Annotated in this window: 16 protein-coding genes; 1 reads left to right on the top strand and 15 read right to left on the bottom strand. The window is 37.8% G+C overall.

Translation table 11 applies throughout. From position 1 onward, the window contains the following. Positions 1–2: 2 nt before the first annotated feature. The 15 genes from C0V70_RS01670 to pseB are packed head-to-tail and all read right to left on the bottom strand — an operon-like array spanning position 3 to position 13344. Positions 3–764, bottom strand: a complete 762-nt coding sequence (locus C0V70_RS01670) for a cytidylyltransferase domain-containing protein (protein WP_158649523.1) — start codon at positions 762–764, stop codon at positions 3–5. Next, complete coding sequence (locus C0V70_RS01665; protein ID WP_102242126.1) at positions 761–1681, bottom strand: phytanoyl-CoA dioxygenase family protein; 921 nt, start codon at positions 1679–1681, stop codon at positions 761–763. The genes C0V70_RS01670 and C0V70_RS01665 overlap by 4 nt, the downstream gene beginning before the upstream one ends. After that, positions 1678–3087 (bottom strand): lipopolysaccharide biosynthesis protein, encoded by a 1410-nt coding sequence (locus tag C0V70_RS01660; protein ID WP_279536152.1) that lies wholly within the window; start codon positions 3085–3087, stop codon positions 1678–1680. Before C0V70_RS01660 ends, C0V70_RS01665 begins: the two co-directional genes overlap by 4 nt. A 39-nt stretch (positions 3088–3126) precedes the next feature. After that, complete coding sequence (locus tag C0V70_RS01655) at positions 3127–3843, bottom strand: class I SAM-dependent methyltransferase (protein ID WP_102242124.1); 717 nt, start codon at positions 3841–3843, stop codon at positions 3127–3129. Between the two features lie 7 nt (positions 3844–3850). Next, entirely contained in the window at positions 3851–4369 is a 519-nt protein-coding gene (locus C0V70_RS01650) for a GNAT family N-acetyltransferase (RefSeq protein WP_102242123.1), read from the bottom strand. 9 nt (positions 4370–4378) lie between these two features. Next, positions 4379–5707: a glutamate-1-semialdehyde 2,1-aminomutase gene (locus C0V70_RS01645; protein ID WP_102242122.1), complete on the bottom strand. Its 1329-nt coding sequence runs from the start codon at positions 5705–5707 to the stop codon at positions 4379–4381. Continuing rightward, positions 5701–6447 carry a cytidylyltransferase domain-containing protein gene (locus tag C0V70_RS01640; protein ID WP_158649522.1) on the bottom strand — a complete coding sequence of 249 codons (747 nt, stop codon included), beginning with the start codon at positions 6445–6447 and terminating at the stop codon, positions 5701–5703. The genes C0V70_RS01645 and C0V70_RS01640 overlap by 7 nt, the downstream gene beginning before the upstream one ends. Continuing rightward, positions 6447–7307: an aldo/keto reductase gene (locus tag C0V70_RS01635; RefSeq protein WP_102242120.1), complete on the bottom strand. Its 861-nt coding sequence runs from the start codon at positions 7305–7307 to the stop codon at positions 6447–6449. The genes C0V70_RS01640 and C0V70_RS01635 overlap by 1 nt, the downstream gene beginning before the upstream one ends. Positions 7308–7310: 3 nt before the next feature. After that, positions 7311–8351 carry a pseudaminic acid synthase gene (gene pseI / locus C0V70_RS01630; RefSeq protein ID WP_102242119.1) on the bottom strand — a complete coding sequence of 347 codons (1041 nt, stop codon included), beginning with the start codon at positions 8349–8351 and terminating at the stop codon, positions 7311–7313. Continuing rightward, positions 8348–8791 (bottom strand): GNAT family N-acetyltransferase, encoded by a 444-nt coding sequence (locus tag C0V70_RS01625; RefSeq protein ID WP_279536151.1) that lies wholly within the window; start codon positions 8789–8791, stop codon positions 8348–8350. Before C0V70_RS01625 ends, pseI begins: the two co-directional genes overlap by 4 nt. Position 8792: 1 nt before the next feature. Continuing rightward, positions 8793–9482: a PIG-L deacetylase family protein gene (locus C0V70_RS01620; protein WP_102242117.1), complete on the bottom strand. Its 690-nt coding sequence runs from the start codon at positions 9480–9482 to the stop codon at positions 8793–8795. Beyond that, a complete protein-coding gene (locus C0V70_RS01615; protein WP_208107774.1) occupies positions 9479–10144 on the bottom strand; it encodes a formyl transferase in 666 nt (221 codons plus the stop codon). The genes C0V70_RS01620 and C0V70_RS01615 overlap by 4 nt, the downstream gene beginning before the upstream one ends. After that, positions 10132–11187 (bottom strand): PseG/SpsG family protein, encoded by a 1056-nt coding sequence (locus tag C0V70_RS01610; protein WP_102242115.1) that lies wholly within the window; start codon positions 11185–11187, stop codon positions 10132–10134. Before C0V70_RS01610 ends, C0V70_RS01615 begins: the two co-directional genes overlap by 13 nt. Then, positions 11174–12328: a UDP-4-amino-4,6-dideoxy-N-acetyl-beta-L-altrosamine transaminase gene (gene pseC / locus C0V70_RS01605; protein WP_102242114.1), complete on the bottom strand. Its 1155-nt coding sequence runs from the start codon at positions 12326–12328 to the stop codon at positions 11174–11176. The genes C0V70_RS01610 and pseC overlap by 14 nt, the downstream gene beginning before the upstream one ends. A 5-nt stretch (positions 12329–12333) precedes the next feature. Beyond that, positions 12334–13344 carry a UDP-N-acetylglucosamine 4,6-dehydratase (inverting) gene (gene pseB, locus C0V70_RS01600; protein ID WP_102242113.1) on the bottom strand — a complete coding sequence of 337 codons (1011 nt, stop codon included), beginning with the start codon at positions 13342–13344 and terminating at the stop codon, positions 12334–12336. Between the two features lie 111 nt (positions 13345–13455). Here pseB and C0V70_RS01595 point away from each other — a divergent pair, with 111 nt between their 5' ends. Beyond that, positions 13456–14130, top strand: coding sequence for an acylneuraminate cytidylyltransferase family protein (locus C0V70_RS01595; protein WP_102242112.1), 675 nt, complete (start codon positions 13456–13458; stop codon positions 14128–14130).

The following is a 14130-nucleotide window of genomic DNA, read 5'->3' as shown; positions in this document are numbered from 1 at the left end:
TCTTATTTTCCCTTATCTAAAAATTCTTTAAGTTCTTTGTTTCTAGCCTTTCCTGAAAATTCACCGATGATTCCCGGGAACTCATTAATTAGATGAATCACATCATCTTTCTTAAAGTAACTCTTATCTTTTAAAAGAACTTCAAGTGCTTTTTCCCCGGCTATAAAATCTTCAGGATAATCAATTGTCAGGTGTACTCTTGAATAATCTTCTTTCATGTTCCAAAAACCAAATTCATCAGCCGCCAGATTTTTCTTGATGTACTCAATAGGGAACTCTCTTTGCTTAACATCAACCACATCGTTACTCATATTCTGAATTAATTTTCTGCTGTAGATTTCAACATCCATCCCGGCAGGAATTGTTCTGGTATAGAACTCAGAATTAGACATAAATTGGTACTTTTTTTCTTCAAAAATACTTAACATCTCTTCGATTAGATCCGGACAGACAAATGGACAGTCTCCCCAAATCCTAACCAATACATCAGCATCTACAAGCTCTGCTGTTTTATAAAGTCTGGTTACAATATCATCGACCGGAGCGGTAGAAACTTTGAACCCCTGACTCTTGGCCAAAGTAATTAAACGTTCTTCATCCGGACTATCAGATGTAGTCAGTACATATTCAACTTGCCCTTTAACCTGCTTAAGCTGATTAAAAAGTGCTTCAAACATAGAGTTGAACTTATGTATTGGTTTTAAAATTTTAGCTGGAACTCTTGATGAACCAGTTCTTGCCTGTAATGCGATTACTATTTTCAATTTACACCTAATACAAATCTTTCAATTTCAGTTAATTCATTCTGTTTTGATAAGGCTTTTTTATAAAATGGAAGACCAGTTCTCCATTTATACGGAAGAGGAAAAGCAAATGGTGTGTAATATTGGAATACAATTAAGTATCTTTCCTTTGTCCCCTTCCTGCTTCCATAATGAAGACATGTGTCTGTGTCTGCAATAAAAGCACTGCCAGCACTTCCCAAAAGTTTTACTTCGGCATCCTGAGGAGCGATTGAGAAAACCATTTCATCATCAATGCGCTTAAATTTCGAATTTTTCTTATAATTTAATTGATTAATAATCTCGGTTGACCACTTTGCCTTGATCAAAGTTAAAGGACCCGACTGCTCATCAACATCTGTTAAATATAAAAAAACCTGCATCGTATTTAAGTCTTGAGCGTCAAGATGGTAATACTGAGAACTCGTTCCTTCGTTGTTTTCATTTGGTGAATACCACATCATGACGTTCTCAAGCACTGGAGTGAACCCAATGTAATCACCAACAAGTTTTACTAGATTCTTATTCATCGCAAACTCTTTAAGAGCTGCATTTTTAGGATCAAGAATGTCTACCTGAGTTGAAATAAGATATTTTTTCTCTGATGTTTCTTTTAGCTTTTTGAAATCGATTTCTTTAATAAGCTCTTGACCTCTGGTTTTAGCTTTAACCAAACTGTTGTCATTAGCAAAATCTAATTTTAAATACCCCAAGTCTTTTGAAATTTCACCTAGATTTGATTGAGATAAATTATTAAGGAACTTTTTTCTGGTGTTATACTCAAAAAAGAAAAAACATTTCATCAATTGATGATAGATTTTTTTTCCCTTAATAGACTGGTGTTGAAAAAAAGCCTTAGGCTTTAAAATCAGCTTCACAAAATATTTAATTGTATTCATAGTTTAACCCTCGATAAAAAAATCTTTTTAAGCTCTTTAAAGATATTCGGCCCGAAAATATAAACACCGAATATCGCCGACAAAGAACCAAGAATGACCATCTTGATAATTAAATCGGCCAGAACGTATGGTGTATTAACTACTGCAGTTAGAAAATACCCCATAGCAAAAAACGGCACGAAGGCAAAAAACTTTAAAAGCTCAATCTTTCTAGGATAGAAATAATTCGATAATAAAAACTGAATAATTTCTCTTACCAACACAGAGATAAAATATGCCGCTCCCGCTCCCCAAGCTCCATATTTAGGTGCTAAATAGTATATTGAGACGATTCCAATTGAAACTCCAAAAAAGTACATAATCCAATAGTATTGGGTCTTCTTTGCCAGATCGAGCCCGCGTCCTGTAACATGGCCAACACCCTGAACAAAATACCCTAGGATAATTATGGGCACAAACTTAGCAACTCCATAATATTTTGGCTCACCTACCAGTAGAATTGCGTCTGCGGCAAGATATGCAACCGCCGCGGCAAAAATGGCTACAACATAGACATACTTAGATGTCATTTTCTCTAAAACTTCTTTTCCATTATTACCGGTTGAAACTATTTTATAAATAGCAGGAAGCCATGCTGTCTTTAAAGATACTAGAAGTAAATTATACGCTCCGGCAATTTGCCTAGCGATGCTATAGAGACCCAAAGTCCCACTAGAAACATATTTCTCTAAAAACAATCTATCGAAAATTCCGCCCATTCCGTCCAAAATAGCTGCAGGAACTGTAGGAATTGCGTAGGTTAGTATTGTAACATAGTAAATCTTTTTAAAAGTAATTTTAGCAATTCTTCCAATATCAAAAACATAGTAAAGACTGAAGATAATATTTGCAAATAAATACGAATACACATATCCCTTCAATCCCAACTTAAAGCCATAAAGAGAAATCAAAGCCAATGTAGAACTAAGAACAAACTGCATAGCTGACAGCAAGGTAAATTTTTTCGATTGTTCCATTGAGCGATATAGGCTTTGTGGAACATTAGAGAGCAAAGAAAAATAAGTATTAACAACACCTGCTTTAAAAAATTCAATAGGAAAATCATTTCCAAACAATAAAGCCGAAATGTAATCTGAATAACAATATAAAATAAGTATAGGAATTAAATTAAAAAAAACATGAATAAGATATGATGCCCCTATGAAATCTGCAGCATCTCTTCCCCACTCATGATAACAACGCTGTACGGCTCCAGAAATCCCCCAATCAAAAACAATCACAAGAAATTGGGTAACAATTTGAAAAATAGCAAAAACTCCAAAATCTTCTGGCGTAAGAGCTTTCCAGTAAAAAGGCATAAGGAGAATTCCTCCAGCCTTTACTAGAACCATTCCAATGCCATAGATCGTAGCTTCTTTAAATAATTTTTTAAAAATTGTTAAATCCTATTTCTTTACTTTGAATATAATTAAACAAGAACTATCCTTTCCATAATTATATCTGTCAGGATCACACTTAAAAACGACATCTTCGACATGTCCTTCAAACAAATCTAAAATTAATTGAGATGATTGAAGTCTCTTTTCAAGACTTCCAATAATAAATCCACTTTCTTTTTCAATTTGAATCAGTTTTTCTTTAGGATAATAGCTATTGCCGATAGCAATGTACGCTCCATTTTTAGCAACTCGTATAATTTCAGTTGCCGCTTTTTTTGGATCATCGCTATACGGTAAAACCCACCCAACAATAATATTGTCAAAACTAGAATCTGAATATTGCATATTATTCATGTTTCCCACATCGATATATGGTGAATATGAAAGAATATCTAATCCCACTATTTTGTCTTTTGCGAAACCATGTCCAATCAAGTAAAAAATCTCTGTTTCATATCTCGATCCAATAGACAATGTAGCACCTTTTTTATTAACCAGTTCTATAGCGGCCAAAGGGGCAATCAACTTCAATGGGCGGTCTGATGTTCTACCAACTTTTAACATATCCAAACTATAGTCATTTTTGATTACATTTTGCTGATCATCATAAACTTTAATTCTCTTCAGAAACCTGACAAAATAAAAAAAACGTATTCTAAAAACAAAACGATTAAAATACTTATTTTTTAACATTTCTAAATACAATGATCTAATTTTACTCATAACTTCCTTATTTTAATATTTTGAACATACAATAACATTGATCTAAATCTAACTTTAAATAATTACTTTCGTCATACTCGTAGCCACATCTTTCATAAAGACGAATTGCTTTATCATTTGTTTTTTCAACACCTAAAAAAACTTTTACAACTCCAAGATTTCGAATAATACTATGAGCCCCATCAAGCGCCTCTCCCCCAACTCCTTTTCCCCTCCACTTCTCATTACCAATAAGTATTCCCACAACTGCGGTCTTATTTACGACATCAACAGGTTCAAATTTTATATTCCCAATATGTTCTTTTATGTTATCTTTATTAAAAACACCTAAGAATATGACATCTTTATCCTTCGATTTCTCTGCAACATATCTCTTTAAATCTTCGAATCTATCGTGCTCATTTAGTTTATAATAAATATAATCTTTCACATTCTTTTGATTAAACCATGATAAATATTCTTGCCCAACATCTTCCTCTATAAGAGTTTTAATTACAAAACGTTCAGTTTCTTTTTGAAAAAACATAATTGCCCCCTACAAAATTTTTCTAAAAACTGGCTTCGTTGGTTCACCGATAAGATATTTGCCATAACCATTTTCCAACCCCATAGTGAAAACATCAAGAGACTCAGTCACTGCTTCAGCGAAGAAGTCTACATCTTTTGCCTGGTGAGAAAAACAAGGAACAAAAACACCTTGAAATAAAACACCACGCTTAATCATTTCCTGCATAAAAAGCGTTCTTAAGCCGTTGTCGATAGCTTTGTCTTTATTTTTGAAAGCAAAAGCCACCATCCAGTTTGAGTCAGAAAGAGAGACATAGTCGCTCAATCCTTTTTTCGCGATTGCATCTCTGACTTTAGAAATAAAAAGATCGCCTATTGAATGGTTGTGAGCAATAACATTTTTCTCTTTGAATTCTTTCATCGTGGCCATACATGCAGACATAGCATGAGTCTCTCCACCGTGAGTTGTAGAAATCAGGAAAACCTTTTCTTCGCCCGGACGATTAATCCCGCCCAGTTCCATGATTTCTTTTTTCCCTGTTAAAGCACAGAATGAGAAACCGTTGGCAATTCCCTTTCCCCATGTCGCAAGATCTGGAACAACATTTAGTTTTTTGATTGATCCTGGGTAATCAGTTTTAAAACCAGTGATCATTTCATCCATAACATAAAGAGCACCATGCTTGTGACAAATATCGATTAGCTTTTGAACATAGTCTGCTGGTTGATTATGAGTTTTTTCCGGTTCCGAAATAACACAGGCAATCTTTCCTGGGTACTTTTGAAACATTTCTTCCAGTGAATTCAAGTCCATGCTGTTGTAAGTAACAGTGTAGTTCATGTAGTCACTTGGAACACCTTTGTTACAAGCAGTTTTTCCAATGAACCAATCATCATAAGAATAAAATGGGTGATCACCAGGAAAAGCTACCAGCTCACGACCTGTATATGCTCTTGCAAGTTTCATCGCTGCCGTTGTTGCAGTTGATCCGTTTTTAGAGAATTTAATCATTTGGTGGCATGGAATCAGTTCCAGGAATTTTTCAGCCATTTCCATTTCAATACTTGCTGGTCTCTGGAAGTTAACTCCATTTTCCAGCTCTTTTCTAACCGCTTCGATAACCGGTTTGTAAGCATGGCCTAAACTTACCGATGTTAATCCCATCGAGCAGTCCAGATACTTGTTTCCATCGAGGTCCCAAACATAAACGCCTTCACCTTTTGTGATGGCAGCTGGTGATAATAGTGGGAATTGGTCGTCACCTTTTGAATAAGTGTGAGCTCCCCCCGGGATCAGAGAGTGGATTTTATTTCTGTATTGATTAGATTTTTCGAAATTAGTTATCTGATTCAACATTCTGAATCTCCTTTTAGTGATTTTTGATATCCTTCATTGCGTTCATATTGGCTGTTAATTTTTAAAAGTTCCGGATTCTTTCTTAAATAGTTCAAGTAAGCTTCCATCGGCAGATCTTCACCAACCTCTTCCACTAGCTTCTTAATAAGATTGTAATCCTCAATCGTATCCAGGGTTAATCTATAACTTCCTAAGTTTGGTGTGTAGTCCACGGCCAGAACTTCGAATTTTCCAGAATTCCTGATATATGGAGTGACGTGCTCTCTTTCTGATTTAAGTTTTGCTTCTTTCCATGCTGTCTCCAGAGCAGAAAATTTAAAAACTTCAACATCCATTCCATCTGGAAGTGTGCTGTTTAAACAATTAGCGCCGTAATCGAGCTGAGAGTGAATAAATTTTTTAATCGTTTCATCAATTAATTCAGGATCAATCAACGGACAGTCAGAAGTTAATCTCACCACATAGTCCGGTTTGTCTTTAGCAACCGCCTGGTAAAAGCGATCAAGTACATCATCCAGACTGCCTTGAAACACTCTGCAGTTTTGTGATTTGGCTTCCGCAATAATCTTCTCCACTCCTACTTCATTAGTTGTAGCCACGATAATTTCATTGATAAGTTTAGATTTGCCGGCCCTTTTTAAATGTAGACTTAGTGCTGTCATTGACCCCAGCGGCAATAAAACTTTTTGTGGAAGACGCGAAGACGAAATTCTCGCCTGAGTTACAGCGATGACTTTCATTACTTCCCCCATTTGGCAGGATTTAGTAAATCCTGATCCTGAACAATAACCAGCTCGACAGAATCAACCACTGCTTTTGACAAGCTGATTTTCGAGAGATTGATATTTGTTTTTAACTGATCCACGTTATCCACACCGATGAGAATCCCATCGATAAATTTTTTTGAATTTAGATATCCCAAACAAAGCTCCTGCATTGAAAGACCTGCATCTGCCGCAATTTGCTTTAAGCTTTGAAGATCTTTTTTCAATGGGGTCAAGTGAGCTGGAATTTTATCTTCAGGCATAACCAGAACACCTTGAAGAAAAGCTGACCTGATATAGATCTTTTTTCCCTGGCGGTGAGCTTCTGCTAATAACTCTCTTTTTTCGTGACTATTATCAAGAGCATTAAAAGGAAGCTGAATTAAATCGATTCTCGAATCAGCAACTACTTCTCTTAACTCAGAGATTGAATAAAGAGAGACTCCAAAAAGCTCCAGTTTCTTTTGAGCTTTCAACTCTTCCACTTCTTTAAAGCTCTGGAATTTTTTATAATCCTCAAAGCGATGGAAGTAATATCCTTTTAAAGACTGGCGGTTAAGTCTCTTAAGGGAATTATTAAAAAATCCCAGAAAAGTATTTGTCCCATCATCGATAAATTTCGACATGATCTGAAACTGCACGCTGCTTTGATCGCTGTAACTTCTTAAAACTTCCTGTGAATCACCATAGGCATCGGCAGTATCCAGCTCATCAATACCTTGTTCATAAGCGAGGTCGAGCATCTGCTTGACCGATTCAAACGCAGGCTTTCCCTGGTCGTTTGCAACGCCATAATTAAGACCGAACTGAACTGTTCCAAGAACCAACTTTCCCATAAATTAAATCAGGTCAAAACTCGTTGGTGTTCCTTTCTTAACATCAACTTTCACTTTTTTTCCGATCAATAAGTTATAAAACTTTGTCGGAAGACCATAACTCGGTCTGATTGCTTTAATATTTTTGTCAGTGATCACATCACCTGCTTTCATGTCTTCAGAGAAATAAACTGAACGTCTGAATACTAATGAACGTTTCTCACTTTCACTTCTTTGGAATGAAACTTGTCCGATTGAATCCCATGCAACTTTACACTCTTCAACCATTTGCTTGAATTCTGCCGGCTCCATAGAAAACGCTGAGTCTACTCCGCCTTCTTTTCTATCCAAAGTAAAGTGTTTTTCAACAACACTTGCTCCAAGAGGAATCGAAGCGATTGCTACTCCCATTCCCATAGTGTGGTCAGACAATCCAACTTCAACTTTAAACATATCTCTTAATGCTTGAATTGTTTTCAGGTTAGCGTCTTTTGGTGTTGCTGGATAAGCACTTGTACATTTTAAAAGAACAATCTGCTCATTTCCTTCCGCTCTGATCGCTTCAACAGCTTCGCCTAGTTCAGCAATTGTCGCCATACCTGTTGAGATGATGATCGGCTTTTTAGTTTGCGCCACTCTTCTGATCAGTCTGATATCTGTGTTTTCAAAAGAAGCGATCTTATAGAAAGACACTCCTAACTCTTCCAGGAAATCCACCGCTGTTAAATCAAACGGCGTACTGAAGAAATCCATTCCGTGCATTTCGCATCTGTCTTTAATCGCTTTATGCCACTCCCATGGAGTCATCGCTTCACTATATAGATCATAAAGCGCTCTTCCCTTCCAAAGACTGTTTTTATCTTCGATAAAAAACTCTCCGTGAGAAAGATTCAACGTCATCGTATCTGGAGTGTAAGTTTGAATTTTAAGAGCGTGAGCTCCTGTTGTTGCGGCAGCATCTACAATCTGAAGAGCTCTCTCTAGAGACTGGTTATGGTTTCCAGACATTTCTACAATCATGTAAGGAGGATGATTTAAGCCGACTTCATGTTTTCCAATTTTCATTTTTCACCTGCGTAGTCCAATAATATATAATCTGAATTTAAACTTTCCGTTAACTTGTAACCGGCCTTCATAAAGGCCTTAGATGAAGCAGCGTTTTCCTTTTTGATTTCCGCAAAAAGTTTAGCCTCCGGAAAATCTTTCAGGTAAAAAGACGATCCTATTTTGATCATCTCACTCCCGTATCCTTTTCCTTTGAATTCATCTAAAAGTGAAACACTTACGTCTCCACTTTCGTCTACTCTGAACATCCCTATTTTTTCATTATTTACTGAAAAAACATACATTCTATTTCTTTCGTTCTTCAAAAATCTTGCAACCCAAGGCTCGTGAGATTCCCACTCAACCTTGTCAGGATTCCTGAACTGGATTCGGTTTGAATCTAAATTCCTCAATTCAAACAAAAACCTGGCATCTGCGGCCGTCGCCTTATGACAATCCATCCTAAACAAGTTTCCTTGCCAACATGAAAGCTTCTGCAGCATGAAAACCGACACTGCCTCCACGAAAGCCCGCCTGATTGCGGATGTTTTGAATTGATCTGGCATGCGGATACTCGCGCATCTCGCCTTTATAAACCTCCAGCGCCTGAACTTTCTTCTCAATGAAATTTGAAACATCAAAAAACACTGATGGAGCAAAGCTCTTTGCCGCTGAACCTGTAAAATTCCATTCTGTACTTGAAGTAACTTCAAAAAAGTAAATCTCTTTTACTTTTGTTCCCGGCATTGGGCGAGTTGAAGTTAAAACGGCTTCAGATAAAATCCTGTGATCAACATTCAGGTCATTTGGAAAATGCGTGAAGATTGTATCCGGCATGAATTGAGAGACTTTCTCTTCAATCACTTTAATGACATCCAATAAGTCCATGCTGTCCATTCTATTGTCCGGAAGCCCCAGAAATTCAACATCAGTAACACCCAGTTTTTTATTGGCCTCGAAACTTACGTTTCTTAATTCTTTTAATTCTTTTTCTAACTCAGCAGCATCGCGCTTAGTTTGTCTGCTGGTTAAACCTTCAGCTGCAATCAGAACCTTTATCTGGGCCCCTTCACTGATCAGCCTTGCCATCGTGGCTCCGCAACCTAAAATTTCATCATCAGGATGAGATGCAATGACCATTACTTTTTTCATTTTGTAATCCTTACTTGGGCCACAATCGACTCGCCATCAAAGCGCGCCCCAGTGAACTCATATTTAACACCGTTAACTTCTAAATAAGCTTTTGGATAACCTTCAGCGTCCAGCATACGAATGTAATCATAAATCGCCGTCAGAGACTCACACAACACCAAATTGCTGTCCTCTGGCTTTCTTCTCTTGAAAGTCGTCACCTCACCCGTTTGCTCAACAGGCACTGGATTCTTCTCCAGAATTTCCATAATCATTGTTTCAATAATCCCTGTTGCGCGCGCAAAAATCTCCTGCGCGGTTCCATCCAGGTTAAGGTCTTTTTTAAGATAAACCGGCCCCGTATCTACACCTAAGGAGCATTTTAGAGCGCTGATTTTTGTTTTATAAATCCCGCGAGAAATTAAATTCTGTAGCGGACTCCCTCCTCTTCCAAAGGGAAGGTCGGTCATGTGAAAAATGACACATTCAAAGCTGTCATGAATATCTGGCTTAATAATATGAGACCAGTGAGGAAAAAAGATTTTCTTCACATTGTTTGCCGCCAGGTTTTCTTTCGTTAACTCTTCCGGCCTGGTGATAACCACAAGTGATTGCCCGATCTTCTTTTCGATCCTTCCAACCAGCTCGCTATCCCAAATCTTCGACATCGCTATTGCGTACATGTGGCCCTTCTCGTGCAGATAATATCTCTACAAATGTTAGCGGCGCCATCGGCGCCAATAAGCTCTCTGCCTTTTTGTGCGGCAGTTGCAACTTTTTCAAAATCACCTAGGAAAAATGTCATTTTTTTCGTCAATGTCTCCATGGAATCTTCTTTGATTTCTCCCAGAAGACACATCAAATCCAGCTTAGTTAAAACTTCGGCAAAAGATTTTTGATTATCAGCGACAATAAAATTCAGCTGCGGGACTCCTAAGTATGCCCTTTCAAAAAAACTGACTCCACTGGCCCCTATAAACAAATCACTCTGCAAATAAAACTCAAACAAGTCTGCCCTTGGAAGAAGGAAGCTGACAGCTAAAGAAGTCACTTCGTTCTGCAATTCACGCTGGTAATTTTCATTGGGAACAATCCACTCAATTGAAGCCTTGCTCACTCCCGGAACATTTCCGAGAATTTTAAGAAGCCTCTTATAACTTTCAACTCCCACGCCACCAATGTAGACGCCGACACTGTTTATTTCACTTGAAGCTTGACGCTTCGGAGTGTGTTTTCTTATTTCATGATTTAAAGGAATGTACTTTAAACCAGACAGAACTTTTGGCCCCTGGACTGAGTCTGAATACCTGTAATCAACAATAAGATCACATCCATAATCTTCTTTGCCGTAGTCCCTCATTTTCACAAGGTACTGCCCTGACGCTTTTAAACTCTTACACCATTCTTCATTTAATCCGTAGTGATCAACAAAGATTATGCCATTAGCAAGGTTAAGTTTCTTAACCTCCAGTGCCTCACTTGATTCGCTTTGATTAATCCACGAAGACACTTCCTGTGAGGGAGCATCCTGGATCTCATCCAGCCAAATAATAGGAAAAGGAGATGTAAAATTTTTAAGTGATGGTCTTTTTCTAATGATAAAAGAAACCTGAAATCCATTTTCTTTAAATTGCCCGGCAATCGACAGGCATCTCGAAAGATGACCAAAACCAATAACGCCACCGCAGTCTAGTCTAAAGTAAATGACCTGGTTATCTCGACTCATATTTTTTCAGGGTTTTTAGAACGTGTTCTAACTCCCCATCAGTCATTCCGTGGTACATCGGCAAGCTTAGAGCTTTTGAGTAAAAACTCTCTGCGTGAGCAAGCTTTGTATCCGCATAACCATTTTGTTGATAGTACGGATGTTTGTAGACAGGTAAATAATGAACTTGAGAGTAAATATCGTTTTCTTTCAAAAAGTCGTAAAGTTCTTTTCTTTTTTCAATTTGAATAACAAAAAGATGGTACCCGTTAAGGAACTTCTTCTCGTCGTACTCTTGTCTCTTGATTGGCGAGCCTTGAAGATACTCTTTATATTTCTGAGCAATTCTTTGTCTGTTTTCAATATTCACACTTAATCTCTTAAGTTGCGAGAGCCCTAAAGCTGCATTGATGTCCGACATTCTGTAGTTGTAACCCAGTTCCTGCATTTCGTGGTACCAGCCACCATGAGACGGCTCAGCAAACAACTCGGCATTTCTCTCAATACCATGCGAACGAAGCTTCAAGAGATGCTTGTAGCTTTTCTCGTCGTTCGTTGTCACCATTCCACCTTCACCAGTTGCAATGTGCTTTACCGGGTGAAAAGAGAATACTGTTAGCTCGCTATATACGCCTGATCCGCATTTGATGAATTGATTTTTTGAATCATAAAATCCACCGCCAATAGCGTGGCAGGCATCTTCCATAATCCACAGATTATAACGGTCAGCGATTTTGCGTAGCTCTTCTGTATCAACAGGAAGGCCGGCAAAATCAACCGGAATGATTCCCTGGTAAGCACCAGGGTTTTTCTTTAAAATTTCTTCAACTTTATTTAAATCGATATTGAAAGTTTTCGGGTCGACATCGACAAATTCAACCTGGCCATTTTCAAAAAGAACACAGTTTGAACTTGCGGCAAAAGTAATAGGCGTCGCCAGGACTTTTTTCTTAATATCTTTATTAAGAACCTTAAAACCAACATGAAGAGCGGCAGTGGCATTACAAAAAGCAACCGCGTATTTAGCGCCGACAGCTTTGGCAAACTCTTCTTCAAATTTTTGAACCGTTGGTCCTTGAGTAAGAAAATCAGAAGTCAGTACATTAACAACTGCTTCAATATCTTCGCGCTCAATACTTTGTCTTCCGTAAGGAACTTTCATTTTTGTTATACCGTAAAGTTAGGGTCAATATGCTTTTTTATTAACGATCTGATTTCTTCCGGAGCAATCCAGTCTGTGTTTTCACCTGAATTATACTTAAATCCTTCCGGTACTTTTTTAGCATTGAATTTTTTCGACCAGTCATCCATTTTCCAAAGCGGAACAGCTGGAGCAATTACGTAGTATTTCCCACAGTCGTAAGTCGACATTGAGTCTGTTTCAGTAATCATTTCTTCGTGAAGTTTTTCACCTGGACGAATCCCTACTAATTCAGTCTTGCAGTCTGGAGCAACAGCTTTAGCTACATCCAGAATTCTGTATGAAGGAATTTTAGGAACGAAAAGTTCTCCCCCCCATGCGTTCTCAATAGCATAAAGAACCATATCCACTCCTTCTTCAAGAGTGATATTGAATCTGGTCATGCCTTCGTGAGTAATTGGAAGAACACCATCTTTTCTTTTATTCATAAAGAAAGGAACTACCGATCCACGTGAACCAAGAACGTTTCCATAACGAACAACAGAGAACTTCAGGTCTCTTAACCCTCTCATGTTGTTAGCAGCGATGAAAAGTTTATCTGAACAAAGTTTTGTAGCACCATATAGATTGATAGGAGCACAAGCTTTGTCAGTCGAAAGAGCGACAACGTTTTGAACTCCACAGTCTAAAGCTGCGTTCACGATGTTTTCAGCACCGTTGATATTTGTATTGATACATTCAATTGGATTGTATTCTGCGATTGGCACGTGCTTAAGAGCAGCAGCGTGAACGATGATATCGATTCTCTCGCAAGCTCTCTTTAGTCTTTCCCCATCTCTTACGTCTCCGATGAAAAATCTTAATTGAGGGTATTTATCAACAGGGTATTGCTGAGCCATCTCATATTGCTTCAACTCGTCTCTTGAATAAACCACGACTCTTTTTACGTCAGGATATTTCTTGAAAACGGTTTCAATAAACTTTTTACCAAATGAACCAGTTCCACCAGTTACGAGAATTCTTTTACCATTGAGCATGCAATTACCTATTCGTTATGTTTTAGTAGGAAAAAATAGTAAGAAAAACGATACCAAATGTATATTATTAAAGTTATTTATTATCTATGATTTTTTAACTCACAGGATTGTATGAATATTCTTTTTATTATTCCAGCCAGAGGAGGATCTAAGGGTCTTCCCGGAAAAAACATCAGACCTCTCAATGGAATCCCTCTGATAACGCACTCAGTACAGCACGCCTTAGCTTCAAAATACCCTAAGAAAGTAGTAGTTTCGACAGACGATGCGAAGATTGCAGCCGTTGCGAAAGAAGCTGGTGCTGAGATTGTTGAGAGACCAGCAGACATCAGTGGGGACACTGCTTCTTCAGAATCCGCATTGATTCATGCTCTTACAACAGTTGAACAACAGGGCTATATTCCGGATCTCGTTGTCTTTCTACAGTGCACCTCTCCAATCAGAGGAATAGACGACATTGATAATGCTATTGAATTGTTACTAAAGGAAAAATCGGACTCTCTTTTGTCGGCTTCACCAAACCACCGCTTCATATGGAAAAAAGGCCCTCAGGGATTTTATTCGGTGAACTACGATTATAATAAGCGCCAAAGACGACAAGACTTGGAGCCAGAGTACGTCGAAAATGGATCCATTTACATCTTTAAGCCTTGGGTGTTAAAGGAAAATAATAATAGATTAGGCGGAAAAGTATCGTTATATTTGATGTCTGACGAATCTAGCTATGAAATTGATAGCGCAATGGACTTTATGATTATTGAAAACCTTATGAAAGGATTAGAATAA

This window comes from Bacteriovorax stolpii (assembly GCF_002872415.1).
In the GTDB taxonomy this organism is placed as follows: domain Bacteria; phylum Bdellovibrionota; class Bacteriovoracia; order Bacteriovoracales; family Bacteriovoracaceae; genus Bacteriovorax; species Bacteriovorax stolpii.
Note: the sequence above shows the minus strand (reverse complement) of the source record. Positions and strands in the feature narration are given on the sequence as shown.